The organism is Ralstonia sp. RL, assembly GCF_001683835.1.
GTDB lineage: Bacteria > Pseudomonadota > Gammaproteobacteria > Burkholderiales > Burkholderiaceae > Ralstonia > Ralstonia mannitolilytica.
Map to the genome: position 1 here is coordinate 101,672 of NZ_LWRX01000056.1, position 25,515 is coordinate 127,186.

At 66.2% G+C, this 25,515-nt stretch carries 26 protein-coding genes; 16 read left to right on the forward strand and 10 right to left on the reverse strand.

From position 1 onward, the window contains the following. Positions 1–7: 7 nt before the first annotated feature. Positions 8–1,024 (reverse strand): 1-aminocyclopropane-1-carboxylate deaminase, encoded by a 1,017-nt coding sequence (locus A6M56_RS05715; protein WP_045219723.1) that lies wholly within the window; start codon positions 1,022–1,024, stop codon positions 8–10. Positions 1,025–1,162: 138 nt separating this feature from the next. Here A6M56_RS05715 and A6M56_RS05720 point away from each other — a divergent pair, with 138 nt between their 5' ends. Further along, positions 1,163–1,690, forward strand: coding sequence for an Lrp/AsnC family transcriptional regulator (locus tag A6M56_RS05720; protein WP_062738897.1), 528 nt, complete (start codon positions 1,163–1,165; stop codon positions 1,688–1,690). 101 nt (positions 1,691–1,791) lie between these two features. Here the strand turns inward: A6M56_RS05720 and A6M56_RS05725 are convergent, their stop codons facing one another. Next, complete coding sequence (locus tag A6M56_RS05725) at positions 1,792–2,217, reverse strand: hypothetical protein (RefSeq protein WP_045219725.1); 426 nt, start codon at positions 2,215–2,217, stop codon at positions 1,792–1,794. 241 nt (positions 2,218–2,458) lie between these two features. On the opposite strand from A6M56_RS05725, the gene A6M56_RS05730 reads away from it, so the two are divergent. The 7 genes from A6M56_RS05730 (at position 2,459) to A6M56_RS05760 (ending at position 9,351) form a co-directional block, all read left to right on the forward strand. After that, complete coding sequence (locus A6M56_RS05730; RefSeq protein ID WP_045219726.1) at positions 2,459–3,559, forward strand: branched-chain amino acid aminotransferase; 1,101 nt, start codon at positions 2,459–2,461, stop codon at positions 3,557–3,559. A 21-nt stretch (positions 3,560–3,580) separates the two neighbouring features. After that, positions 3,581–4,384 carry an alpha/beta fold hydrolase gene (locus tag A6M56_RS05735; protein WP_102079024.1) on the forward strand — a complete coding sequence of 268 codons (804 nt, stop codon included), beginning with the start codon at positions 3,581–3,583 and terminating at the stop codon, positions 4,382–4,384. A gap of 265 nt (positions 4,385–4,649) precedes the next feature. Then, entirely contained in the window at positions 4,650–5,813 is a 1,164-nt protein-coding gene (locus A6M56_RS05740; protein WP_045219728.1) for an alkane 1-monooxygenase, read from the forward strand. Between the two features lie 101 nt (positions 5,814–5,914). Next, complete coding sequence (locus A6M56_RS05745) at positions 5,915–6,814, forward strand: AraC family transcriptional regulator (protein WP_102079023.1); 900 nt, start codon at positions 5,915–5,917, stop codon at positions 6,812–6,814. 95 nt (positions 6,815–6,909) lie between these two features. After that, a complete protein-coding gene (locus tag A6M56_RS05750) occupies positions 6,910–7,800 on the forward strand; it encodes an NmrA family NAD(P)-binding protein (protein WP_102079022.1) in 891 nt (296 codons plus the stop codon). Positions 7,801–7,927: 127 nt separating this feature from the next. Next, a complete protein-coding gene (locus tag A6M56_RS05755; protein WP_102079021.1) occupies positions 7,928–8,713 on the forward strand; it encodes a hypothetical protein in 786 nt (261 codons plus the stop codon). Between the two features lie 83 nt (positions 8,714–8,796). Beyond that, positions 8,797–9,351: a hypothetical protein gene (locus A6M56_RS05760; protein ID WP_102079020.1), complete on the forward strand. Its 555-nt coding sequence runs from the start codon at positions 8,797–8,799 to the stop codon at positions 9,349–9,351. 17 nt (positions 9,352–9,368) lie between these two features. On the opposite strand, the gene A6M56_RS05765 is transcribed toward A6M56_RS05760, so the two are convergent. Then, positions 9,369–9,731, reverse strand: coding sequence for a DUF1304 domain-containing protein (locus tag A6M56_RS05765; protein WP_102079442.1), 363 nt, complete (start codon positions 9,729–9,731; stop codon positions 9,369–9,371). Positions 9,732–9,913: 182 nt separating this feature from the next. Here A6M56_RS05765 and A6M56_RS05770 point away from each other — a divergent pair, with 182 nt between their 5' ends. Both A6M56_RS05770 and A6M56_RS05775 read left to right on the forward strand, forming a co-directional pair. After that, the gene (locus A6M56_RS05770) at positions 9,914–10,618 is read left to right on the forward strand and encodes a dienelactone hydrolase family protein (RefSeq protein WP_102079019.1); all 705 of its coding nucleotides are present in this window, start codon (positions 9,914–9,916) and stop codon (positions 10,616–10,618) included. A gap of 422 nt (positions 10,619–11,040) precedes the next feature. Beyond that, positions 11,041–11,172, forward strand: coding sequence for a hypothetical protein (locus A6M56_RS05775; RefSeq protein WP_257983901.1), 132 nt, complete (start codon positions 11,041–11,043; stop codon positions 11,170–11,172). Positions 11,173–11,332: 160 nt separating this feature from the next. Here A6M56_RS05775 and A6M56_RS05780 read toward each other — a convergent pair whose 3' ends face one another. Together A6M56_RS05780 and A6M56_RS05785 are read right to left on the reverse strand one after the other, a co-directional pair. Further along, complete coding sequence (locus A6M56_RS05780) at positions 11,333–12,955, reverse strand: NAD(P)-binding protein (RefSeq protein WP_102079018.1); 1,623 nt, start codon at positions 12,953–12,955, stop codon at positions 11,333–11,335. Further along, positions 12,955–14,532 carry a polyamine aminopropyltransferase gene (locus A6M56_RS05785; protein WP_102079017.1) on the reverse strand — a complete coding sequence of 526 codons (1,578 nt, stop codon included), beginning with the start codon at positions 14,530–14,532 and terminating at the stop codon, positions 12,955–12,957. Before A6M56_RS05785 ends, A6M56_RS05780 begins: the two co-directional genes overlap by 1 nt. A gap of 177 nt (positions 14,533–14,709) precedes the next feature. Here A6M56_RS05785 and A6M56_RS05790 point away from each other — a divergent pair, with 177 nt between their 5' ends. From A6M56_RS05790 to speD, 5 genes are all read left to right on the forward strand, one after another. Then, entirely contained in the window at positions 14,710–15,108 is a 399-nt protein-coding gene (locus A6M56_RS05790) for a DUF350 domain-containing protein (RefSeq protein WP_009240530.1), read from the forward strand. 49 nt (positions 15,109–15,157) lie between these two features. Then, positions 15,158–16,201: an SPFH domain-containing protein gene (locus tag A6M56_RS05795; RefSeq protein WP_045219733.1), complete on the forward strand. Its 1,044-nt coding sequence runs from the start codon at positions 15,158–15,160 to the stop codon at positions 16,199–16,201. Positions 16,202–16,289: 88 nt separating this feature from the next. Further along, positions 16,290–17,738 (forward strand): DUF4178 domain-containing protein, encoded by a 1,449-nt coding sequence (locus tag A6M56_RS05800; RefSeq protein ID WP_102079016.1) that lies wholly within the window; start codon positions 16,290–16,292, stop codon positions 17,736–17,738. Next, the gene (locus A6M56_RS05805; protein ID WP_027679205.1) at positions 17,735–17,923 is read left to right on the forward strand and encodes a hypothetical protein; all 189 of its coding nucleotides are present in this window, start codon (positions 17,735–17,737) and stop codon (positions 17,921–17,923) included. Before A6M56_RS05800 ends, A6M56_RS05805 begins: the two co-directional genes overlap by 4 nt. Next, a complete protein-coding gene (speD, locus tag A6M56_RS05810; protein WP_045219735.1) occupies positions 17,920–18,345 on the forward strand; it encodes an adenosylmethionine decarboxylase in 426 nt (141 codons plus the stop codon). Before A6M56_RS05805 ends, speD begins: the two co-directional genes overlap by 4 nt. A 1-nt stretch (position 18,346) precedes the next feature. Here the strand turns inward: speD and A6M56_RS05815 are convergent, their stop codons facing one another. Both A6M56_RS05815 and fumC read right to left on the reverse strand, forming a co-directional pair. Beyond that, positions 18,347–19,393 (reverse strand): sensor domain-containing diguanylate cyclase, encoded by a 1,047-nt coding sequence (locus tag A6M56_RS05815; protein ID WP_286757895.1) that lies wholly within the window; start codon positions 19,391–19,393, stop codon positions 18,347–18,349. A 100-nt stretch (positions 19,394–19,493) separates the two neighbouring features. Further along, the gene (gene fumC / locus A6M56_RS05820; protein ID WP_062738905.1) at positions 19,494–20,879 is read right to left on the reverse strand and encodes a class II fumarate hydratase; all 1,386 of its coding nucleotides are present in this window, start codon (positions 20,877–20,879) and stop codon (positions 19,494–19,496) included. Positions 20,880–21,046: 167 nt separating this feature from the next. Here fumC and mdtD point away from each other — a divergent pair, with 167 nt between their 5' ends. Beyond that, a complete protein-coding gene (gene mdtD, locus A6M56_RS05825) occupies positions 21,047–22,468 on the forward strand; it encodes a multidrug transporter subunit MdtD (RefSeq protein WP_102079441.1) in 1,422 nt (473 codons plus the stop codon). A gap of 10 nt (positions 22,469–22,478) precedes the next feature. Here mdtD and A6M56_RS05830 read toward each other — a convergent pair whose 3' ends face one another. The 3 genes from A6M56_RS05830 to A6M56_RS05840 form a co-directional block, all read right to left on the reverse strand. Continuing rightward, positions 22,479–24,629, reverse strand: coding sequence for an ATP-dependent helicase (locus A6M56_RS05830; protein WP_045219741.1), 2,151 nt, complete (start codon positions 24,627–24,629; stop codon positions 22,479–22,481). Between the two features lie 70 nt (positions 24,630–24,699). Then, on the reverse strand, positions 24,700–25,008 hold the full coding sequence (locus A6M56_RS05835) for a hypothetical protein (protein WP_102079015.1): 309 nt from the start codon (positions 25,006–25,008) through the stop codon (positions 24,700–24,702). A gap of 155 nt (positions 25,009–25,163) precedes the next feature. Further along, complete coding sequence (locus tag A6M56_RS05840; protein ID WP_045219746.1) at positions 25,164–25,496, reverse strand: YnfA family protein; 333 nt, start codon at positions 25,494–25,496, stop codon at positions 25,164–25,166. Positions 25,497–25,515: the final 19 nt, after the last annotated feature.

A 25,515-nucleotide genomic window follows, 5' to 3' on the forward strand; every position in this document is an offset into this window, starting at 1 on the left:
CTGCCGCCTAGCCGTTGCGGAACAGGAAGCTGTAACCGTTAAGCGCCGGCACGCCCCCCAGGTGCGCATACAAGACGCGCGAGCCCGCCGGGATCTCGCCACGGCGGATCAGGTCGATCATGCCCTGCATCGATTTGCCCTCGTACACCGGGTCCGTCAGCATGCCTTCCGCGCGGGCGCACAGGCGGATGGCGTCGAGCGTCTCCTGCGACGGCACGCCGTATTCCGGATACGCGTAGCGTGTGTCGAGCACCACGTCGGCGTCTGTCATGTCGCGGCCGAGGTCGACCTTGTCGGCAGTGTTGCGCGCAATGCGCAGGATCTGCTCGCGCGTCTGCTCCGGCTTGGCCGAGGCATCGATGCCGATCACGCGGTCGGCGCGCCCATCCGCCGCGAAGCCCACCACCATGCCGGCCTGCGTGCTGCCCGTGACCGAGCACACGATGATGTAGTCGAACCGGAAGCCAAGCGCCTTCTCCTGCTCGCGCACTTCCTCCGCAAAGCCAACAAAGCCGAGCCCGCCGAGCGGATGATCTGATGCGCCGGCCGGGATCGCATACGGCTTGCCGCCCGCGCGGCGCACGTCTTCGAGCGCCTGCTCCCAGCTCTGTTTGAACTCGATGCCGAAGCCCGCATCGACGAGGCGCACATCCGCCCCCATGATGCGCGACATCTGGATGTTGCCCACGCGGTCATACACGCTGTCGAACCAGTTCACCCAGTTCTCTTGCACCGTCACGCAGCGCAGGCCGAGGTGCGCGGCCACCGCCGCCACCTGCCGCGTGTGGTTCGACTGGATGCCGCCGATGGTGACCAGCGTGTCGCAACCCTGTGCCAGCGCCTCGGGGATCAGGTATTCCAGCTTGCGCGTCTTGTTGCCGCCGAAGGCGAGGCCGCTGTTGCAGTCTTCCCGCTTGGCGTAGATCTCCACCTTGCCGCCCAGCTGGGCTGACAGGCGCGGCAACGCCTGGATGGGCGTCGGGCCGAACGTGAGTGGATGGCGGGGAAAGCGTTGCAGATTCATGCGCGGACTCCGGTGGAATGGATGCCCCCATGCTAGGGAAGAACGCGAGAAACAGGGTTGTGAAGATTCACGCCATGGCGCATCATGGCACGCAGAATTGGGTACGCTGGTATCTGAAATTGTGTTCAGGCGATCTTTATGGCAACAAAATTGCGTGCAGGACCGAAAGCGGCATCGGGTTCCGCCAAGTCCGCCGCCGCAGTAGCGCCCGAGCTGGATCGCACGGACAAGGCCATCCTGCGCGCCTTGCAGAAAGACGCGTCCATCAGCAACGTCATGCTGGCCAGGCGCGTGAACCTGAGCCCCGCTGCGTGCCTGCGCCGCGTGGAGCGGCTCAAGGCCGCGGGCGTCATCCGTGGGATGGTGGCGCTGCTCGATCCGAAGGCGCTGGGGGCAGGCACGGTGGTACTGATCGGCGTGGTGCTTGACCGCTCCACGCCGGAGTCCTTCGCTGCTTTTGAAAAGGCCGCGCAGACCATCTCCGGCTGCATGGAGTGCCACCTGGTGACGGGGGAGTTCGACTACTTCCTGCTGATCCGCACGCGCGATTCCGAGAGTTTTACGCGGCTGCACGCGGAGCAGCTGCTGTATTTGCCGGGTGTGCGCCAGGTGCGGTCGTTTATGGGGTTGCGGGAGGTGGTGAGCCGGACGGAGGTGGTGGTGTGAGCGCCTGCACCGCCCGTACCCGATTCAGCGTGTGAATCGGCCAACCGGGTGGTCGCTGCCTTGCTGTCCACATCCGGGCAGGCTGCCCCGTGGCCTCGCCACTACCCGCGCATGCGCAGCAGATCGGCGTACGAGATCAGCTTGCGCTTGCCGGGGCTCAGTGCCTTGCGCTTGGGCCGGACCGGCTTCTTGCGTTCGAATTGCGCTGCGGCGCGTGCGTCTTCCTGCGCGTGGATGCTGGCCGCCTTGGTTTCGGCCTTCAGGCGATCGGCCTCCAGCCTCGCAGCCACGCGTTCTTCGCGGGCCACGTCTTGCGCGGCAGACAGGATCTCGGCCCTCAGTTCATCGCGCCGTTGCTTGGCAGCCGCGCGGGCTGCCTGCAGTTGCGCCTTCTTCTGCCGCAGCCATTCCTGCCGGCTCACGGGCGCAGGGCGCGCTTCTGCCGGCACGCTCAGGCGCAGGGCGCGGCTGGCCGCGGCCTTGTCGATGCGCACCGTGCGCCACGGGTTGTGCTTGGTATCACTCATGTCCGTCGCGTGCCTCGACAGTGCATCAGTGGGGATCGATCTCTGGGCATCATCCCGCCAAACCTACCATAGGACTTCGCGTTGCGCTGCCCTCCGCCGTCATGTCATGCGGGCGTCACGCAGCCGCGTCAGGCACCCGAGGTGCGACCCCGGTGCCGAATACGCAACCCAATTGCGCCGCCGTTGGCGCAAAATAGCGGTTTGGGCGCGGCTGCGCCCCCTTGCACACCTTGGAGACGGTATGAACAACGTTGCCGAATCGGCCCTTTCGATCGAGAAAAACCCGAACTGTGTTTCGCCGGATGCGCGCGCGAGCCTGCTGGAGAATCCGGCCTTTGGCCGCGTGTTCACAGACCACATGGCCACCATCCGCTACACCGAGGGCAAGGGCTGGCACGATGCCAAGATCGGCGCGCGCGGCCCGATCCCGTGCGATCCGTCCACGCTGGTCCTGCACTACGCGCAGGAAATCTTCGAAGGCATGAAGGCCTACCGGCTGCCGGATGGCGGCGGCGCGCTGTTCCGCCCGGAAGCCAACGCTCGGCGTTTCCAGAACTCGGCCAAGCGCCTGGCGATGCCTTCGCTGCCCGAAGACCTGTTCCTGCAAGCCGTGCGCGAACTGGTGAAGCTCGATCGCGACTGGATTCCGTCGGGCGAGGGCTCGGCGCTGTACCTGCGGCCGTTCATGATCGCGACCGAAGTCGTGCTGGGCGTGAAGCCGTCGGCGGAATACCTGTTCTGCGTGATCGCATGCCCGGTCGGCGCGTACTTCAAGGGCGGCGCATCGGGTGCGGTCACGATCTGGGTGTCGGACAACTACACGCGTGCCGCGCCCGGCGGCACGGGCGATGCGAAGTGCGGCGGCAACTATGCAGCGAGCCTCGTCGCGCAGGCCGAAGCCGCGCGCGAAGGCTGCGACCAGGTGGTCTTCCTCGATGCCGTGGAACGCAAGTGGATCGAGGAACTCGGCGGCATGAACGTGTTCTTCGTGTTTGACGATGGTTCGCTGCAGACGCCGCCGCTCACCGGCACGATCCTGCCGGGCATCACGCGCGATTCGCTGATCACGCTGGCGCGCGGCATGGGCCTGACCGTGCGCGAAGCGCCGTACTCCATCGACCAATGGCAGGCCGACGCCCAGAGCGGCCGCCTGCGCGAAGCCTTCGCCTGCGGCACCGCGGCGGTGGTCACGCCCATCGGCAAGGTCAAGGGCCGCAAGCACAACTTCACGATCGGCAACGGCGGGGCCGGCGAGTTGACGAGCAAGCTGAAGGCCGCGCTGGTCGACCTGCAGAATGGCCGCGCGCCGGACCCGCATGGCTGGATGGATCGTCTGTTCTGAACGGGATGGCGCTGCGCAACGATGACGGAGTCGCTGTCTCTCGATGCCGCTGAGGTGTGGGTCGACACACCCGACGGCCGCCTGTATGCCAAGCAGTGGGGCGACGTCACTGACGACGCAGCCCCGCCGCCCATCGTGCTGCTGCACGATTCGCTCGGCTGTGTCGAACTGTGGCGCGATTTTCCGCAGCGCCTGGCGCTGGCCACCGGACATGCGGTGATTGCGTATGACCGGCTCGGCTTCGGCCGTTCCGATGCGTTTGCCGGCCGGCTTGGCGCCGGCTTCATCGCCGACGAAGCGCGCGGCGGTTTTGCCGCGCTCATCGACCAGCTTGGCGTGCAGCGTTTCATCGTCTTTGGCCACAGCGTGGGCGGCGGCATGGCGGTGTCGGTCGCTGCGGCCTATCCCGATCGTTGCGTGGGGCTGGTCACCGAATCGGCGCAGGCCTTTGTCGAAGAACGCACGCGCGAAGGCATCCGCGTGGCACAGGCGCAATTTGCGGCCCCGGGCCAGATGGCGCGCCTGGAGAAGTATCACGGCGACAAGGCCGAATGGGTGCTGCACGCGTGGGTCAGCACGTGGCTGTCGCCGGCGTTTGCGTCGTGGTGCCTGGACGATGCGCTGCTCGGGGTGCGCTGCCCCGTGCTGGCGCTGCATGGCACGGAAGACGAGTACGGCTCCACCGCTCAGCCCGAGCGCATCGTCACGCTGGCCGGCGCGCCCGCCACACTGAAACTGCTGCCGCGTTGCGGTCATGTGCCGCATCGCGAGCAGGAAGCAGCGGTGCTGGAAGCCGTCAGCAGCTTTCTCGCCGAGCGCGTGTAACGCACGCCATTTCCTGCGCGGTTGCTCTCCTGCGGCGCACCAAAAACGAACGACCGTCAGAAAACCCGCAGTTTCAAGCACCACCGCTTCCCCAGCCGGCATGCGGCCGGCCGGCGGCCTTTTCGTTTGGAAGGCTGTGCCTAGATCCGGACGTTGGAACGTTCTTCTTGCGCGCCTATAAAACAGGCGTCGGGCACGACCCCGGCGGCGCACGCATGTGTGCACACAAGCCAAGCCATCAAGCGGGGCAACCAGGAGGAAGACAATGGCAACACCCGGCATGGCCGCGTCCCTCGAATGGACCGACGGCAAGCGCTATCTGTGGATGCTCGGCGCACTGACCATCACGCTGCCCATCGTTGCGGCCGTCTCGGCGCTGGCAACGGGATGGCATCCGCTGTGGTGGGCCGGCCCGTTCATCGTCTTCACGATCATCCCGCTGCTCGATTTCCTGATCGGTGACGACCCGGACAACCCGCCGGAAGACGTCGTCCCCGCGCTGGAGCAGCAGCGCTACTACCGCCGCATCGTCTACCTGGCCACGACCGTGCTCTACGTGAGCTTTGCCGTGGCGATGTGGGTGCTGCGCACGTACGAGCTCACCTGGTACGACTACATCGCGTTCGCGTTTTCGGTGGGTGTGGTGACGGGCATCTCGATCAATACCGCGCACGAGCTGGGTCACAAGACCGACCGCTTCGAGCGCTGGCTGGCGAAGATCACGCTCGCGCCCGTGGCCTACGGGCACTTCTATGTCGAGCACAACCGCGGGCACCACGTGCGCGTGGCGACGCCGGCCGATCCGGCAAGCGCGCGCTATGGCGAATCGTTCTGGGAATTTCTGCCGCGTACGGTGGTGGGCAGCGTCAAATCGGCATGGGCACTGGAGAAACGTCGGCTGGAGCAGCATGGCCACTCGGTGTGGTCGTGGCGTAACGATGTGCTCAACGCCTGGGCGATGACGGCGCTGCTGTGGGGCGTGTGCATCGCGTTCGTGGGCGTCAAGGTGGTGCCGTTCCTGATCATCCAGGCGATTTACGGGGCGTCGTTGCTGGAGGTGGTGAACTACCTGGAGCACTACGGCCTGTGCCGCCAGCAGTTGCCCAGCGGCCGCTACGAGCGGTGCACGCCGCAGCATTCCTGGAACAGCAACCATGTCGTGACGAACCTGTTCCTGTATCAACTGCAGCGGCATGCCGATCACCACGCCAACCCGACGCGCTCATTCCAGGCGCTGCGGCACTTCGAGCATTCGCCGCAGCTGCCAGCCGGCTATGCCGCGATGATCCTGATCGCCTATGTGCCGCCGCTGTGGTTCCGGGTGATGAACCCGCGCGTGGTGGCGCACTACAACGGCAACATGTCGCTGGCGAACATCAAGCCGTCGATCCGCGACAAGGTGCTCGCGCAGTATCCCGCGCGCGCTTGATTGCCCAACCGGCCTGAGGTGTGCCGCGGCTGGCGAGCCGTCGCCAGCCGATGCGACGGCGTTGGCGCAGAATGTCGAAGCGAAGACTGCCCACGCCTGCCATGAACGCCATCACGCCTGCCGCCTTGCTTGAACCCGCCCCCGTCAGCCTGCGCTCCAGCGAGGGGCTCGGCTGGGACGGCTTTGCCGCCACGCTGCTCAGCATCCGTCCCGGGACGTACCGGGTGCCCGCCATGGCGCATCACCGGATCAGCGTGCACGTCGGCCCACCCGTGCGGGCGAATTGCGTATGCGATGGCCGCCGCACTTCGCGCATCCAGGCGCATGGCGATGCGGACGTCATTCCCGCCGGCGTGCCCGGCATGTGGACAGACGACGCCGACTGTCGGTTTCTGCGCATCGCCCTCAGCGACACGTTTGTACGCAGCATCGGCGAACAGGTTGGCGTGCGAGCCGACATCACGCCACGTCTGCACTGGCGCGATGCGCGCGTGCATCATCTTGCGGCTGCGCTCGGGGCCGAGCTGGAGGCGGAAGACACCTCCGACGCGTTGTATGCAGAGAGCTTGTGCACGGCATTGGTCGTTCGTCTGCTCAGCAGCAGCCGGGACGTGGCCAGCGGGATGGCGAACAGCGCCGGCACGTTGGCGCCCCGCGTGGCCACGCGCGTGATCGACTACATCGAAGCCCATCTGCACACACGTCTGACGCTGACCGAGCTGGCCGCGCAAGCCGGCTTGAGCGTGCCGCATTTCAACGCGCTGTTTCGTGCAACGCTGGGCGTGCCGGCGCATCGCTACGTCGTGCAGCGCCGGGTGGAGCGCGCGAAAGCACTGCTGCTGGAAGGCCACCGCAGTGCGTCGCAGATCGCGCTTGAAGTCGGCTTTGCGCACCAGAGCCATCTGACGCAGTGGATGCAGCGGCTGCTTGGCGTGACGCCACGTGAGGTCATCCGAGCCGGCAAGGCGTCGGCCGCCGCTGCCGACACGCCCGCCGCGTAGTCCATCCACCGAATGTGCCAAATTCCTCCGTTCCTGCAAGTCGGGTTTGCGGTGGCGCCCTAAGCTCGTGCCTCCCACTTGAGAGGAGCACGAACATGTTTGTCATCTTTGGGGCATCGGGCAAGGTTGGGCACGCGACCGCCGTTGCGCTGCGCAATGCAGGGCGGCCTGTGCGGGCGGTCGTGCGCCGCGCGCGGCAAGGCGAGGCGCTGGCCAAGATCGGCTGCGAAATTGCGACTGCCGATCTGACGGATTTGGCCTCGGTTGCTTCGGCCATCAAGGGTGCCGTGGCCGTGCAGATGCTGTGTCCTGTGCCGGTGGGCGATGTCGATCCGGCCTCGACCATGGAACGCATGATCGACGTGGCCGCCCATGCGCTGCGTGCCGACCCGCCGCCCGCGGTGCTGGCCTTGTCGGATTACGGCGCGGAGCTGGACGAGGGCACGGGTCTGACGCGGCTGTTTCATCTGCTGGAAGCGCGGCTCAAGCCGCTGGCGACGCACCTGACGCTACTGCGTTCAGCCGAGCACATGCAGAACTGGGCGGCGATGCTGCCCGTCATGCTGGCAACCGGGCGGCTGCCAAGCCTGCATCAACCGCTTGATCGCGCCTTCGCGACCGTCGCCACGCAGGACGTCGGTGCGCTGGCGGCCGAGTTGTTGCTGGAGGCGCCATCGACAAAGACGCCCCGTATCGTCAGCGTGGAAGGCCCGCGCCGCGTCAGCCTGATCGATGAGGCACGCGCGTTCAGCGCCGTTGTCGGCCGCGAGATTGTTGCCGAAGCCGTGCCTCGCACCGCGTGGGCACCGATGCTGCAACGCGCGGGGCTGAGCCCGAACCATGTGCAGCTCATCACCGAGTTGTACGACGCGGTGAATGTCGGACAGATCGATGTCGAGAAAGGTGTTTCAGAGCAGCGCTTCGGCAAGACCGAGTTGCCCGACGCGTGTGCCTCGATGCTCGCCGCGCATGTGAAATCGCGGTAGCGGGGCGGGAGCCCACGCCTGCAAATGCGAATGCCTCTTATGCGGATTTTTATCTGCGGCCCCCGGTTATTCCGCACAGTACGCGTCCGCCTCACTATGATCTCGGGATTGCTCGGGGGAGGTCATCATGGTGGGTGCACACGTCGCGCGCGCGATTGGAGCAGCGGTTGTGTTGTCGGCGTGTGCGCTGCCGGCGCACGCGGTGTTGCCCGACGAGATTCAGGTCTACACCGGGGACATCAACGCGCCGGGCGAGTTGGGGCTGGAGCTGCATGTCAATACCACGCCCAGCGGCATCGGCGCGCCCGGCTATCCGGGTGAAGTCACGACACCGCACGGCTGGCGCGCCACGGCGGAATTCTCCTATGGCCTGACGCCTTCGCTGGAGCTTGGGCTTTACGTGCCGACCACGCTCACGCGCGAAAACACGTTCTACGTGACAGGCCCGAAGGTGCGGATGAAATGGATGCCCGTGCGGCCCGTTGACGGCGTGGGCAACTTTGCAGGCATCAACGTCGAACTCGCCCACGTGGCCGGCCGCTTTGAGGCATCACAAAACGCGGCAGAACTGCGACCGATCTATGGGTATCAGAACGACCGCTGGCTTTGGGCGGTCAACCCGGCGCTGGATTGGAACCTTTCGGGGGATGGCCGCAGCGGTGTGCCGGAGGCCGCGCCCAGTTTCAAGATTGCGCGTACGGTTGCGGCAGGCGTGCGCGCCGGCACGGAGTATTACGCCGGGCTGGGCCCCATCAACCACATCGCGCCATTGCATGAGCAGCAGCACACGCTGTTTCTGGCGTTCGATGTGGATCGCAAGCCTTTCGTCTTCAACTTTGGCATCGGCCGCGGCCTGACACGCGCCTCAGACCGCTGGACGCTGAAGTGGATTTTCGAGATTCCGCTGAGCTGATCGCTAGCCGCTGAGCCGCCCACCGCCTATGCTTGGCAGCATTGCTCAAGCCGACGCCGTGTGCGGGCGAGGAGGCTGCCGTAATGATTGCTCAGCGCTGTCTTGTTGTGGCCCTGCTGCTGGCGGCGCCCGCCGCCCACGCAGACGGCGACCTCCTGAACCGCGGTCACGACCCGTTCTTCCAGATTTCCTCCGGTGTAGCCAACTGCCCTGAGCCTGCCGGTCCGCGCATCAGCGAAGCCGAATGGAAGCGCGATTCGCACCATCGCATCGAGCACGGCAACCATTGCTGGGTCGAGGGCCGCTGCCGCTTGCCCAACGCGTTTTCTTACGACGACGAGATTGCCGAGACGGCCAAGCGGCGCCTGCAATGGATGTCCATCCACGTGCCGGGATGGAAGCAGAACACCACGCTGTGGGTGACGATATGGCAGCGCTGGATGCTCGTGCAGGGCTGCGTGGCGCCGAGTTACACGTTGGGGCCGTTCATGACCGCGCTGCGCGAGGTGCCCGATGTGGAACGCTTCATCGACGAGACAACGGCACATCCGGAGCGCGGTGTGCCGTATGCGTTGTTTCGCCGCGGCGCAGTGGTGCCGGGCAGCGCAAAAACGCCCGCATCACCGCTTAAACCGTAGGCGGATCGCCCAGTTCTTTAGGCGAACCACCCCAGCGCCAATGCCGCCACCGCGGGCACCGTCTGCACGAAGAGAATCCGTTTGTTGACCGTGATGGCCCCCCAGATGCCGGCCACCGCCACGCAGATCAACCCGAACAGCGCAAACGCAGCGTTGATGGTCGGGTCCGGCGCGACCAGCCCAATGACCAGCGCCGCCACCAGAAAACCGTTGTACAAACCTTGGTTGGACGCCATGGCCGCAGTCTCAGCGGCTTTCTCGGGCGTGATGCGGAAGACCTTGGGGCCGCGCGTCTTCCACAGCACCATCTCCAGTACGACGATGTAGACGTGGATCAGCAGCACGAGCAGATAGACGAGCAGGGCGAGGGTTTTGATCATGGCGGTCATCAAAAGTGAACGTGCCGCCATGATAGAGATTTTGTGCCGCGTGCCTGCACCCGGATGGTGGGGTATCAGCGCGGCAGCGGCGCGCAATCCCCTTTGCCCGCGAGGCGTCGGCTGCAAATTTCATCGGCGAGGACTATCCTGTGCGCTTTCGTTCCAGGCAGAGGAGCCATCGCATGACAGCATCGCAAGGATCCATGATTTCGTTCAAGCGCCCGGACGGGCAGGATGTCCAGGGCTACCTGGCCAAGCCGGCCAAGGCGGAGGGCGCCCCGGGCATCGTCGTCATCCAGGAGTGGTGGGGACTGAACGACCAGATTCGCGGCGTGGCCGACCGCCTTGCGCGTGCCGGTTACGTGGCGCTGGTGCCCGATCTCTACCGCGGCAAGATGACGGTGGAGGAAGAAGAAGCCCACCACCTGATGACCAACCTCAACTTTGGCGACGCGGCCACGCAGGATGTGCGCGGCGCCGTGCAATACCTCAAGCAGACCTGCGCACGCGTCGGCGTGACGGGCTACTGCATGGGCGGCGCGCTGACGCTCCTGACGCTGAGCAACGTGCCCGAGGCCGACGCCGGCGTGGTGTGGTACGGCTATCCTCCGCTCGAATACATCGACGCCTCGAAGATCAAGGTGCCGGTGCAGGGCCACTGGGGCACGCAGGACACGGCCTTCAAGATCGAAGGCGTCGATGCGTTGGAAAAGAAGCTCGTCGATGCCGGCGTCGATGTCGATTTCCATCGTTATCTCGCGCATCACGCATTCGCCAATGAAACGGCCGTGGGCGAAAACCGCATCGCCATCACGCAATACGACCCGGTGTGGGCGCAACACGCCTGGGACCGCGCGCTGACGTTCTTCGGCCGCACGCTCTGGTAAGCCCACACAGGACGGCGGGTTTGGCGGTACGGCGCGCTCACGAAATGCTGCAATTTCGCATGTGGGCTGCGCTGTTGCCGCCGCTATAATTCACGGCGCTGCCGCACCAACGGTAGCTGGGTTTCGCAGCCTATCTTTTCCCGTATGGCCGGACGGCCGCCTTGTGCGGCTTTTTCACGTCCGCGCTCGCGCACGCTTGTACTTTGGCGGGCCGGGCAGGGAGACCGAAAGGTCTGCCGGCGTCCTACGGGCCGGTCTGCGAACCCTGTCGTCGGGCCCGCCACCCTCGTTCGCAGCGAAACGTCGGGCCTTTTGCAATCCGTAGGAGGCTCCATGACTGTTGTACTCAGCGGGCGTCGCCCCGCGTCTTTTCCCTCTCCACCTTGGCTGTGCCCCGTTCCGTTGCGATTCGGGAGCCGCCAATGACACTCACCAAACGCCGCGTCTACCTTGATGGTGCGCTGGAAGCGCGAGCCTTCCTCTGCCGAACGCAAGCCTACGTGCGCGAGTTCGGGCAGCATCGGCCACGTCTCTTGCGGCAGCAACTGATGTAGTACACGGGCAGCGCCTATCCGCCCGCATTTGCGCGCGGGTTTGTCGACATGATCGGCGCATACGTGTCGCTGGCACTGGAGCGCAGCGATATCGATCCGGCCACGTGGGAATTGATGGCCGAGGTTGAGCGGCTACCTTAGAAGCCAGCGGCAGCGCCAATCAGCCGCCCAGAATGCGCCGCGCCGCGCGATCCCCCCACCACGCCGCTTCTTCAAAAACCGAATAGCCGGACAGGTCCGCATGCGCGTAGTGGATCGGCCCGGCGCTTTCACGCAAGCGCGCAATGCCGGGTCGGGAGAGAAAGCCGGGTGTGGGAATCGCCATCGCATGGCCGCGCAGTGTCAGGTCGGCCCGGCGGATCTGCGTGCGCAGGCGGATGCCGTACACGGTATCCAGATCGGCCAACGCGCGATCGAGCAGCGCTTGCGGCGATGCCTTCAGCAGCCATTCACGCGCGGCCTTCGGCGTCATGTCCGACAGCGCCACGTAGGCGGTGAACACGCTCTGCGCGGGTGGCCCGACACGGATGTCCTGGTGATTGGCCACCACATAACCCAACCCCGTACCGCGATACACCACGTTGTCCCACGCCAGCGGCGTGTCGTCGTGTTCGGGCGGGAAGCCGTCGATGAGCAGGTTGGCGAGCAGCCACGGCGCGGTTTCGGGCAGCTCGGCGGCGGGCACGTCAAAGCCGTCGATGATGTGTTTGGCAACGTGCAGCGGCATCGCGCTGACCACGTGATCGGCCAGCAGCCGAACGACGCGGCCATCCGCTTGCAGCACATCGGCGAAGACGCGGGCGCCGGCCTCGGTTCTGGTGCCGATGCGCGCGACGCTGCCCGGCAGCAGGCGGCCGGGTTCATTCAGGCCGGCGGCTTCGAACAGCCGCTCCGCCATCCAGTCCAGGCCCTCTGGCCACGTGAGCACGGTGCCTTGTTCGGCATTGCTGGCCATGCCGCCTCGGCTGGCGAAATAGGCAATGCCGGCCCAGGCGGAAACGTGATCGGCGGTGACGCCGTAATCGTCGCGGCAGCAGTAGTCGGCATACCAGTGCAGCGTGGCGGCGCGGTAGCCCTCGCGGTGCAGCCAGTCGCGGAAGGTGAGTGCGTCGAGCGCGCGCCACGCCGGGTCGGCGGACGAGAGCGCCGTCGGCACGACAAAGACGCGGCGGCCGTCGGCGCCGATGGTCTGGCGCAGCCGGTCGATGTGGGCGAAGAACCGTGTGTGCTCGGCGCGTTCCGCTTCGGTAATGCCTTCATGCGGCACAAAGCCGTCTTGCCAGCGATTGCCGAGCCACAGGCGTTCATCGGGCGCATGAACGAGCACGCGTTCGTCGTACGTCGGGCGCAGGGCAAACGGGTCGCGCTCGATCACGCCAAAGTCGGCCAGCATCTCGCGCACGTGCGTCGATTCCATCGACGGCAGCGGCAGGTAATGCGCACCCGTCGGGAAGCGCTGCGTACCGAAGGCGCCGCCAGCGGCATTGCCATAGCGCTCCGGGCCTTCCACGACCACCGCGTCGCGCCGGCCGCTTTTTGCCAGCCGCCACGCACAGCTCAATCCGCCGATGCCGCTGCCGCAAATGGCAACGCCCACGCGCCGCGTTTCCGATGGTCGCGGCAGCGCGCGCAGGTCGCGCAGCCGGTGGCCCGCAGCCTGGCCGGGCATGCGCACGTTGGGCGTGATTTCGGTAAAGGCGCGAAAGCCTGCCCACGAGGCGGCACCCGCCGCAGCCACACCGGCCGCAGCTGCACCCACAAGAAAGCTGCGTCGCGTTGCCATCAGCGCAGCACGCCGTGCCAGTCTTCTTCGAAATACCGCACCAGCGATTGGTTGTTCAGCCGGTTCGGTTCAACCTGGGGGCGCGGCATGTCGGGCGCGAAGCTGAACATCTGGTGCGTGGTGTCGGCGTCCAGAAAGCGCGTCGGCACGCGGTACGACGTAGGCGGTTTGAAATCCGCGCGGCCCGGTGCGGCCAGGATGAAGCCCCATTCGCCAAACGACGGCACCAGCGCGTGATAGGGCCACGTGCGATAGCCGGCTTCCTTCAGCGTCGCATCCACACACCAGTACGAACGCGGCGCGAAATAGGGCGACGTGGCCTGAATGACGACCAGGCCCGTATCCGCCACATGGCGCGACAGCAGCCGATAGAACGGCACCGAATACAGCTTGCCGATGCTGAAGTTGGACGGGTCCGGAAAATCGACGATGGCCACGTCGAACATGTCGGTGGCGGTCTGCATCCATTGCGCCGCATCGGCGTTGACCACGGTCACGCGCGGGTCGCTGAACGCATGCTGATTGAGCGCGACCAGTGCCTCGGCGTGCGAGAACAGGTTCGTCATGCGCGGGTCCAGGTCGACCAGCGTGACGTGCTCGATTTGCGGGTACTTCAGGATCTGCCGCAGCGCGAGGCCGTCGCCGCCGCCCAGCACCAGCACGCGCCGCGCACCGCGCACCGATTCCAGGGCGGGCAGCACCAGCGCTTCGTGATAGCGGTATTCGTCGCGTGAGGAAAACTGCAGGTTGCCGTTGATGTACAGGCGCAGGTCGTCTTTCCAGCGCGTCACCACCAGCCGTTGATACGGCGAGGAAATCGCGTGGATGATCTCGTCGCCGAAGAGCGCGCGTTCCGACCAATGCGTGAGTTTGTCCGATGCGCCAAAGCCCGCAAGCAATGCCGCTGTCACTGCGCCGGCGCGCCACGCCATCGCCGTGCGCATGCGCGCCGTGAGCGCCAGCTCGGTGCGGAAGTGCCACAGGGTCCAGACCGCAATCGCCGTATTGAACAGGCCGAAGAGGAAGCCGGTACGCACCAGCCCCAGGCGCGGCGCCAGCACCAGCGGAAACAACAGCGACACCGCCAGCGCACCGAGGTAGTCGAATGTCAGCACGCGGCTGACGAGATCGGAAAACTTGGCCTGCCGACGATGCAGCATGCGCATCACCAGCGGGATCTCCATGCCGACCAGCACGCCGATCACCGTGACAAGCGCGTACAGCACCAGCCGGAACGGCGCCGATTCCAGCGCAAACAACGCAAACAGCGCAGCAGCGGACACGCCGCCAAACAGACCGACCAGCAATTCCAGATCGACAAAGCGGGCGAGCAGCGCGTCGTCGGCCACGTAGCGCGAGAGCCATGAGCCGATGCCCATGGCAAACAGATAGGCGCCGATGATGGAAGAGAACTGCAGAATGGAATCGCCCAGCAGATACGAAGCCAATGCCCCGGCAATCAATTCGTACGCCAGCCCGCACGAGGCCACCACGAAGACGGCGAGGACCAGCAGGGCATTGCCGCGGCCGGCTGGCTGCTTGGGTTCGTATGTGGCGTCAGGCTGCGGCGTCGACATGCTGCGAAGATGGAAAATGAACGGGCGTTAACAAACGGCGGATGCCAAGGCGAGCGCGATTGTGCCGCCTTTTTTCCCGGCCTGCGAGCCGACCGGTGCAGGGCCGCATCGGGGGGTACGCAAGCGGCGCATCAGCCGCTATAGTGGCGCCACCCAAGTACTGCACGGCCCCTTTCCATGCCTGACATGACCGCTTCCGTGATCGCCTATGCCTCGCACCTGCTGGCGGGCGCCGTGGTGTTTTCCGGCTTCTTCTTCGTCTACCTGCGCCTGACGCCGTATGACGAGTTCAAGCTGATCCGCGAAGGCAATATCGCCGCGGCGCTGTCGCTGGCCGGGGCGTTGCTCGGCTTCGTGCTGACCATCGCGTCGAGCATCACGCATGCCGATGGCCTGGTGCCGTTCCTGTTCTGGGCGGTGATGGCGTCGGTGGTGCAGCTGATCGTCTTCCTGGTGCTCACGCGTCTGATGCCGGACTACCGGCTGCAGATCGAGCACAACAACATCGCCGCCGGTATGCTGTTTGGCGTGAGCGCGCTGGCCGTTGGCGTGATCAACGCGGCATGCCTGTCGTGACCTTGTCCTGATTGTTCCTGCCCCGCGAATCATCGCGAAGGAGTTTGCTGTGAGCCTGTCCAGTTTCATCAAGAAGCAGTTCATCGACATCCTGCAATGGACGGAAAGCGAAGACGGCGTGCTCGCCTGGCGCTATCCGATGCAGGACATGGAAATCCAGAACGGCGGCACCCTGGTCGTGCGCGACTCGCAGATGGCGATGTTCGTCAACGAAGGCCAGATCGCCGACGTATTCAGCGCGGGCACCTTCAAGCTGACCACGCAGACGCTGCCCGTTCTCACGTATCTCAAGAACTGGGACAAGCTGTTCGAGTCCCCCTTCAAGTCCGACGTCTACTTCTTCAGCACCCGCCAGCAGCTCGGCCGCCGCTGGGGCACGCCGCAGCCCGTGACGGTGCGCGACAAGGATTTCGGCATGATCCGCCTGCGCGCGTTTGGCGTGTACGCCTACCACGTGGCCGACCCGAAGCTGTTCTATCAGCAGGTGAGCGGCACGCGCGACATCTACACCGTGGATGAAGTCGAGGCGCAACTTGCCCCCGTCATCATGGGTGCGATGGCCACGGCGTTCGGCGAATCCGGTGTGCCGTTCCTGGACCTGGCTGCCAACCAGATGCTGATGTCGAACAAGGTGCGCGAGGCGCTGCTGCCGCAGTTCACGCAGTACGGCCTGGCGCTCGACAGCTTCCAGGTGTCCAGCGTCACGCTGCCGGACGAACTGCAGGCCGCGCTGGACCGCCGCATCAGCATGGACATGACCGGCGACATGCAGCGCTTCACGCAATACCAGACCGCCGAATCGCTGCCGCTGGCCGCACGCAACGAGGGCGGCATCGCGGGCACGGGCGCCGGCCTGGCAGCCGGCTTGGCGATGGGCCAGGCGATGGCCGACAGCCTGCGCACGGCGGTGCAGGGCAACGCCGGCGGTGCGGTGGCTCAACCTGCCGCTGCCGCCGCACCCGCGGCTCCTGCAGCGGATGACCCCACCGCGCGCCTGGCCAAGCTCAAGGAACTGCTCGACAAGGGCCTCATCACGCAAGCCGACTTTGACGCCGGCAAGGCTGCTGTGCTCAAGGCGCTGACCGGAGGCTGAGCCCCGGCCCCGCTGATCGGATGACCGGGCGGCATCGCAAGCCGCCCGTTTTTCTGCGCAATCTTTTGCGCAATCGAACGACCTGACCATGTTTCATGCCAACTGCCCGGCGTGTGGCGCGCCGGTGGAACTGAAGTCTGCCGCGGCCGTCATGGCGGTGTGCAGCTTCTGCAAAAGCACGCTCCTGCGCGACGGCGAGACGCTTTCCGACATCGGCAAGATGTCTGCCGTGCTCGAGGACTACGCACGCGTGCAGATCGGCACCACCGGGCGCTACAAGAACAAGGCGTTCACCGTCGTGGGCCGCATCCAGTTGCGCTACGACGCGGGTTTCTGGAACGAGTGGTACGTGCTGTTTGACGACGGCACCGACGGCTGGCTGGCCGAAGCGTCCGGGCAGGTCACGATGACGTTCGCGCGCGGCACGCCCGCCAATGCGGTCGCCTTCGAGGCGCTGCGCCCGGGGCAGCTGTACGACGCCGAGGGCAAGCAGTACGTGCTGTCCGATGTGCGTGAAGCCGATTGCACCGGGGGCCAGGGCGAATTGCCGTTCCGCGTGGGCGAAGGCTGGCATGCACGCGTTGCCGATGGCCGCAGAGAAGACGCTTTCATCACGCTGGACTACTCCGACGGTACGGCGCCAACGCTCTACGTGGGCGAAGCCACCACGCTCGACCTGCTCAAGTGCCAGCTTCTGCGCACCGACGCCGAGATCAAGGAAGCCGCTGGCCGCGTCCCGGGCAAGCTCACGAATCTCGATTGCCCGCAGTGCGGCACATCGATCCCGTTCAGCCCCGGCGTGACCGGCCATGTGCTGTGCCCCGGCTGCGGCGCGGCCATCGATGCAGCGACGCCGCGCGGCGACATCATTGCGCGCGCACGGTCGGTCCCGCAGGTCGCCACCACGCTCGAGCTGGGCGACAAGGCGCTCATCGACGGCCTGCAGTGGCAGGTGATCGGCGTGATGCGTCGCACGGTCGTCGACGGTGGCGGCGAATGGTTCGAATATCTGCTGTACACGCCCAAGCGCGGTTTCAGCTGGATGATCGAAGCCGATGACGGCTGGTTCCGCGCCAACGTGCTCGACCGCTGGCCCACCCAGCGCGACGGCCGCACCGCGGTGCTCGACGGCAAGGTCTACGCCCGCGATGAGGATTACACCTCGCGCGTGACGTATGCCGCTGGCGCCTTCAACTGGCGTGTCCAATCGGGTGACCAGACGCGCGTAGTCGAATACACCGCAGGCGAGGAAAGCCTCGCGGCGGAGAGCGACGCGCATGAGCTGACGTGGTCCAAGAGCACGCCGGTCAGCGCCGCGCAGATCAAGGCGTGGTTCGGCAAGGTGGTCGCCGAGCCCGACAAGGCATCGTCGTCGAACTACATGACGGTGGCGGTGGTCGCCTGCGTGCTGCTTGGTCTGCTGAACCTCGTGCCGTTTTTCATGGCGCCGGGCTCGGTGTTCGGTATCACGTTCTTCGCGGCGCTGCTGTTGCTGGTGCCGGCGTGGCTGGTCGCCAAGATTGGGGGCGGGGAATGAAGAACTGGTTCGTTCTCTATGCCGTGGCCGTGGTGATCGGCGCCACGTATATGGACTGGAAGGCCGGCTTTGCCGCGCCGCGCACGCCGTCGTACGGCAGCAGTAGCACGGGCGGGTCGTCCTATTGGGGCGGTTCTTCGGGCGGTAGCGGCTATGGCGGCGGTTTCAGCGGGGGCCACAAGTGACGCGTACCGACGCAGCGCTGTCTGCGGAGGAGGCCTCCGCCGCCGTGGGCGAGCATCTTCTGCTCGATCTTTACGGCGTGGCACCGGCGCTGCTGCGCGATGCGGCGGCGCTCGAAACCGCGCTGCGCGATGCGGCCGATGCGCTCGGCGCGACCATCCTGCATGCGCACCTGCATCGCTTCGATTCCGTGCGCACGGGTTTGCCCGTCGGCGAGCAGGGCGGCGTGACAGGCGTGTTGCTGCTCGCTGAGTCGCACCTTTCGATTCACACCTGGCCCGAGCACGGCTTTGCCGCCATCGACGCATTCATGTGCGGCACCGGCACGACGCATGCCGCGCGCGCGGTGTTCGAGCGCGCGTTGGCACCGCAACGGGTTGATGTGCGCATCGTTCGTCGCGGGACAGCGCCCGCGTCAAACTGAGTTACACCGGCTGGCCGTCGAATATCACGCGATTGCGCCCCAGCCGTTTGGCCGCCAGCAGGGCGGCATCGGTACGCATGATGAGGTCTGCGGGCGTGCACGCGTTCTTCCCCGGCTCGCAGCTTGCCAGACCCACGCTGATGGTGCAGCGGATGTTGGCTTCTGGCGTGGCGATCTCCAGCGATTCCACCGCGCTGCGAAGTCGTTCGGCAATGCCGGCGGCCTGCAGTGTGGTCGTATCCGGCAGCACCACCAGGAATTCCTCGCCGCCGTAGCGGCCCACCGCGTCGGCGGGGCGCGAATTCACCCGCATGGCGCGTGCGATCTCAACCAGGACGGCATCGCCCGCGGGGTGGCCGTAGGTATCGTTCACGCGCTTGAAGTGGTCCACATCCACCACCAGCAAGGAAAGCGGTTGCCCGTGCAGCATGGCGTGGCCGCATTCGCGCGTGAGCAGCTCCATCGCAGCGCGCCGGTTCCAGATGCTCAGCATCGGGTCGGTCAGGCTCTCGTGGCGTGCCACCTGCAGCTCGGTCAGGATGGAGCGCTGCGTTTCGCTCAGCTCGCGCTCGCGAAAACCCGATTCCACCCAGCTGGCCAGGTCATTGAGCAGTTCCCGCTCGGCCTGTTCAAATGGCCGCGGCTTCTGGTCGATCACGCAGAGCGTACCGACGGCATAGCCGGCCAGATTCTTGACCGGCCGCCCCGCATAGAAGCGGATATGCGGCGCGCCGGTCACGAGCGGGTTGTCGGCAAAGCGCGGGTCGGCCTGGGTGTCGGGAATGACCAGCATCTGCTCTTCGGCCACGGCATGGCCGCAGAACGAGATGTCGCGCGGCGTCTCACGCACGCTCAGGCCGATGCACGATTTGAACCATTGACGCTGGGCGTCGATGAGCGACACGAGCACGATCGGGGCGTCAAACACGCGCTTGGTCGTGCGCGTGACGCGGTCGAACAACTCCTCGTCGGGTGTAGAGAGCAGCAGCATGTCTTGCAGCGAGGCAAGACGTTCGGGTTCGTTCTTCGGGATGGGAGCGGGTTTCATGCGCAAGGGGCGCCGGCCGGGCCGGCGCGCTTGAAACGGGCAATGGAAAAGGAGGAAGGATACGCCACGCGTCGCAGGCTGTGGGCCCGTGTCGGATGATTTAGCGGCCCACCATGTTCTCTGGCCGCACCCACGCATCGAACTGCTCGGGCGTGACATAGCCGAGCGCCAGGGCGGCTTCGCGCAGGCTGGTGCCTTCCTTGTGCGCCTTCTTGGCGATCTGCGCCGATTTGTCGTAGCCGATATGCGGGTTGAGCGCCGTCACCAGCATCAGGGAGCGCTGCACCAGCTCGTCGATACGGTCGCGGTTCGGTTCGATGCCCACGGCGCAGTGGTCATTGAAGCTGCGCATGCCGTCGGCCAGCAGGCGCACGCTGTGCAGGAAGTTGTAGGCGATCATCGGGCGGAACACGTTCAGCTCGAAGTTGCCCGAGGCGCCACCGACGTTGATGGCGACATCGTTGCCGAACACCTGCGCGCACAGCATCGTCAACGCTTCGCTCTGCGTGGGGTTGACCTTGCCCGGCATGATGGAGGAGCCCGGCTCGTTCTCGGGGATGGAAAGTTCGCCCAGGCCGCTGCGTGGGCCGCTGGCCAACCACCGGACATCGTTGGCGATCTTGGTGAGGCTGGCGGCCAGCGTCTTCAGCGCACCGTGCGCGAATACGAGGCCGTCGGCCGACGCCATGGTCTCGAACTTGTTTGGCGACGTGACGAACGGCAGGCCGGTCAGTTGCGCCAGCTCTTCGGCCACCTGCTCTGCATAGCCGGCCGGCGCGTTCAGGCCGGTACCCACCGCCGTGCCGCCCAGTGCCAGCTCGCACAGGTGCGGCAGCGTGGCGTTCAGGTGCGTTTCGTTGTGCTGCAACTGGGCCACATAACCGGAGAATTCCTGCCCGAGCGTCAGCGGCGTGGCGTCCTGCAGGTGCGTGCGGCCGATCTTGATGATGTCGTCGAAATCCGCCGCCTTCCGGGCGAGCGTTTCACGCAGCGTGCGCAGCGACGGGATCAGGTGATGCGTGATGGCCGTCACGGCGGCCACATGCATTGCGGTCGGGAACACGTCATTCGACGACTGGCTGCGGTTCACGTCATCGTTCGGGTGAACGAGGCGGGCTTCGCCGCGCTCGCCGCCGAGCAGTTCGCTGGCGCGGTTGGCGAGCACCTCGTTCATGTTCATGTTGGTCTGCGTGCCCGAACCGGTTTGCCACACCACGAGCGGAAACTCGTTCGGGTGCTTGCCGGCAATGACTTCGTCGGCAGCGGCAATGATGGCGTTGGCCTTGTCGGCGGGCAGCAGCCCGAGGCGCTGGTTGACGGCCGCGCTGGCACGTTTGATGCGAGCGAGCGCGTCGATCAGTTCGCGCGGCATGCGGTCGCCCGCGATGTCGAAGTTCTGCAGCGAGCGCTGTGTCTGGGCGCCCCACAGGTGATCGGCCGGGACTTCAATCGGGCCAAAGGTGTCGCGTTCGGTTCGGGTGGTCATGGCAAGGAGGAAGGTGACTGGGACGAACGCTCCAGTATAGGCAGGCTCCAGAGCCCTTGTTGGCGACAGGGCGGATGGACGAGGGGTCGCGCCGGCCGGGAACATCGTTTGCGGGCGCATCCCAGGCGCGCCACAATGGCGGTTGCGCCGCACGTACCGACCCGCCCATGTCCACTTCCGTTTCCGTCGACAAGTCGCTTCAACCGCTGCTCTGGCTGGTGGCCATCGGGCTGTTCATGCAGACGCTGGATTCCACCATCGTCAACACGGCGCTGCCCGCCATGGCGCGCAGTCTGTCGGAAAGCCCGCTGAAGATGCAGTCGGTCATCATCGCCTACACGCTGACGACCGCCATGCTGATGCCCGCGTCGGGCTGGCTGGCCGACCGGTTCGGCACGCGCCGCATGTTCTTCGTGGCCATCTTCCTGTTCACGATCGGGTCATTGCTGTGCGCCGAGTCGCGCAGCCTGACCATGCTGATTGCTTCGCGCGTGGTGCAGGGCGTGGGCGGTGCGCTGCTGATGCCGGTCGGGCGGCTGACGGTGCTGCGCGTGGTGCCGCGCGAGCAGTTTCTGCCCGCCATGAGCTTCGTCACGATCCCGGGGCTGATCGGCCCGCTGATCGGCCCGACGCTCGGCGGCTGGCTGGTGCAGGCCGTGTCGTGGCACTGGATCTTCCTCATCAACATACCGGTCGGGGTGGTGGGCGCGCTGGTCACGCTCAAGGTGATGCCGGACGTGCGGGCCGACGACGACAGCCGCTTCGATTGGTCGGGCTACCTGATGCTGGCCTTCGGCATGGCGGCGGTGTCGTTCTCGCTCGACGGGCTGTCGGAGCTGGGCTTCCAGCATGCCACGGTGCTGGTGCTGCTGATCTTCGGGCTGGCGGCGCTCACGGCGTACTGGCTGCACGCTGGGCGTGTGGTGGGGCCGCTGTTTCCGCGCACGCTGTTCGGGATCCCGAGTTTTTCCATCGGCATCCTGGGCAACCTGTTTGCGCGCATCGGCAGCGGCGGCATGCCGTTCCTGATCCCGCTGCTGCTGCAGGTGAGCCTGGGGTATTCGCCGTTGCAGGCGGGCCTGATGATGGTGCCCGTGGCTGCGGCCGGCATGGCGGCCAAGCCCCTGGGTACCTGGGCGATCAAGCATTACGGCTATCGCCGCATGCTGTTTGGCAACACGCTCATGGTCGGCCTGATGATGGCCAGCTTTGCATTGATGACGCCGGACAAGCCGCTGTGGCTGCGCATCGTCCAGCTGGCCCTGTTCGGCACGTTCAACTCGATGCAGTTCACCGCCATGAACACGCTCACGCTCAAGGACCTGAACGGGCCGCTGGCGAGCGCGGGCAACAGCATGCTGTCCATGGTGATGATGCTGTCGATGAGCCTCGGCGTGGCGGCGGCGGGCGCGCTGCTCACGGGCTTTACCGATTTCACGGCCGGGCCGGAAGGACACGACACACTGGCCGCTTTCCACAAGACCTTCCTGTGCGTGGGCGTGATGACGGCGGCGGCCGCGTGGATCTTCGCGCAGCTCTCGCGCTTCGAGTCCACGCAGGTGGTCAAGCGGCCCGAGATCGTCGACTGAGGCAGGCCGCCTACTTCTGCCAGTAGCCGCGCATCTTCTTGGTCAGGTCTACCTTGGCGGCGGCGCGGGCTTCGGCTGCCGGATCGGCGCCGGGCTCCGGTTCCGGCCAGGCGCAGGCTTCGAACAGCGGCAGCAGCGCCGGCGGAATGAAGCGCGTGCGCGACGCGTAGATGTGCCGATCGCCATTGGGTGTTTGCTGCGTCACGTAGAAGCGCTGCGGTACGAGGATGTCGAGATGCTCGCGCGCCCGCGTCATCGCCACGTAGAGCAGGCGGCGCTCTTCCTCCAGCTCTTCGTGCGAGCCGGCGCCCAGGTCGGCGGGCATGCAGCCGTCCACGGCGTTCAGCACATACACCGCCTTCCATTCCTGGCCCTTCGACGAGTGGATCGTCGACAGGATCAGGTAGTCCTCGTCGCGGTACGGTTCGCCCGATTCATCGCTGGTCAGTTCGGGCGGGTCGAGGGTCATCTCGGTCAGGAAGCGTTCGCGCGTGGCGTACGTGGCGGCCATGCGCGCGAGCTGGTCCAGGTCGCCCTGGCGCACGGCGGCATCGTCGTGCAGGCGTTCCATGTGCGGGGCGTACCACGCGCCGACGGCTTCGAGTTCGCTGGCCCAGGCCAGGCTGTCCTTGGGCGCGCGCAGGGTCTGCATCAGCGCCATGAGCGTGGCCCAGTCGCCGGCGAGGCGTGCGGGCGGTTCGTAGGCCAGGAGCGCGGCAATGGGGTCCACCGCTTCGGCCATCGCATCGAGCACGCGCGCGGCCGTGGCGGGGCCGGCGCCCGGCAGCAGTTGGATCACGCGAAAGCCGGCGATGCGGTTGCGCGGGTTCTCGGCCCAGCGCAGCACCGAGAGCACGTCCTTCACATGCGCCGCCTCCAGAAACTTCAGGCCGCCGTATTTCACGAACGGGATGTTGCGGCGCGTGAGTTCGATCTCGAGCGGCGCGCTGTGGCTCGCGGTGCGGAACAGCACGGCCTGCGATTTCAGCGTCAGCCCGCCTTCCCGGTGACGCAGCACCTGCTCGGCCACGCAGCGCGCCTGTTCGGCCTCGTCGCGCACCGAGATCAGCCGCGGCCGATGCGTCGACGCCCGATCGGTCCAAAGCGTCTTGGCAAAGCGTTCGGTGGCAAAGCGCATCACACCATTGGATGCGTCCAGGATCGGCTGGGTCGAGCGGTAATTGCGCTCCAGCAGCACCGTGCGCGCCGGGCGCGAAAAATGGCGCGGGAAGTCGAGGATGTTGCGCACCGTGGCCGCGCGGAATGCGTAGATCGATTGCGCGTCGTCGCCCACCACCGTCACGCCGCGGCCGTCCGGGCGCAGCGCCCGCAGGATGGACGACTGCAGCCGGTTCGTGTCCTGGTATTCGTCGACGAGGATGTGGTCGAAGCGCGCACCGATCTCGGCGGCAAGGTCCGCGTCGGACACCATCGCGTGCCAGTAGAGCAGCAGGTCGTCGTAGTCGAGCACGTGCTGGGCCTGCTTCGCCTCGACATATGCGTCGAAGAGCGTGCGCAGCTGCGCCTCCCACATCGCGCACCACGGAAAGTGGTGTTTGAGCACGGCGTTCAGCGGGCTTTCGGCGTTGATGGCGCGCGAGTAGATGGCCAGGCACGTCTGCTTGAGCGGGAAGCGGCGCTCCTTGGTCGACAGGTTCAGCTCGTGGCGCACGACGTTGAGCAGGTCGGCCGAGTCGCTGCGATCGTGGATGGTGAAATCGGGTGCCAGGCCGACGCGCTCGGCGTATTCGCGCAGCAGGCGCGCGCCGATGCCGTGGAAGGTGCCAGCCCACGGCAGGGTCGTCTGGTAGGAGGCGCCCGCCGCGTTGAGCCCACCGTTGGTGCGTTCACCGTGCATGGCGCGGGCGAGCAGATGGCCGGCGCGGCTGGACAGCTCGCTCGCCGCCCGGCGCGAGAACGTCAGCAGCAGGATGCGTTGCGGGTCCGCCCCGTTGGCCACGAGATGTGCCACGCGCCAGCCGAGCGTGTGGGTCTTGCCCGAGCCTGCCCCGGCCAATACGAGCAGCGGGCCGGTCTCCGCCGCGTCTGGCCCCGAAATGCCGAACTCGACCGCCTGGCGCTGCTGGTCGTTCAGTTGGGCCAGATAGCCCGGCGTGGCCGGGGCGCTGGTGGTGTCAGGGGCGGGGGAGGCGGCAAGCACGGTGGGGCGTCACAAAAAATAACTGTATGAATATACAGCACCGCGCGCGCCGCTCCCGGGAAAGCTTGCGTCAGATGCCCTTGCGCGGCTTCTTCACCACGTCTTGCGGTGCGGTGTGCTGGTTCACGGCGTCGACCAGCTCGGCCAGGAACCACGGCAGGACGAGCCTGGTCTCGGGATCGCTCACGCCGATGGTCAATGGTGCGCGCGGTGCCTGTTGCGCACGCTGAGCAGGCTGCGCCGGCTGGCTTTGGGCCAGCATCGCCTGCAAGTCCGACTCGCGGAAGGTGTGGGGCGATGTGGTCAGCGCCGACGCGCTCGTGGCAGCCGCCATCAGGATCGCGGCGACAGGAAGGTGTTTGACGAGGTTGGCAGGCATTCTGGCCTCCGCAGTAAGAAACGGTTGGAAGGGGGCGGCGAGTGAGCGCCGAGCGCAATCGCCGGCTGCGATGATGCTTCGGTCGGGTACTGCGGTGGCTGACAGTTCCATTGCGGTCAGCGAAGCGTAAAGATCGCGCGCCTTGCGGCCAACGATCAGCTGCCCCGGGGCTGCAGCGCAATCACCGCCATCCCCACCAACGCAATGGCCGCGCCGACGATGTCCCAACGCGTGAGCGTGACGCCATCGACCGCGCGCAGCCAGACCAGCGCCACGGCAATGTACACACCGCCGTAGGCGGCATACGTGCGGCCGGCTGCCGTCGGGTGCAGCGTCAGCAGCCACGCAAACAGCGCCAGCGACGCGGCTGCGGGCAGCAGCCACCACATCGGCTTGCCCTGGCGCAGGACCAGCCATGGCAGGTAGCAGCCGACGATTTCCGCCACGGCGGTGGCGGCAAACAGCACAGCAATGCGAAGCAGTTCCAAAACAAGCCCCGGGGCGATC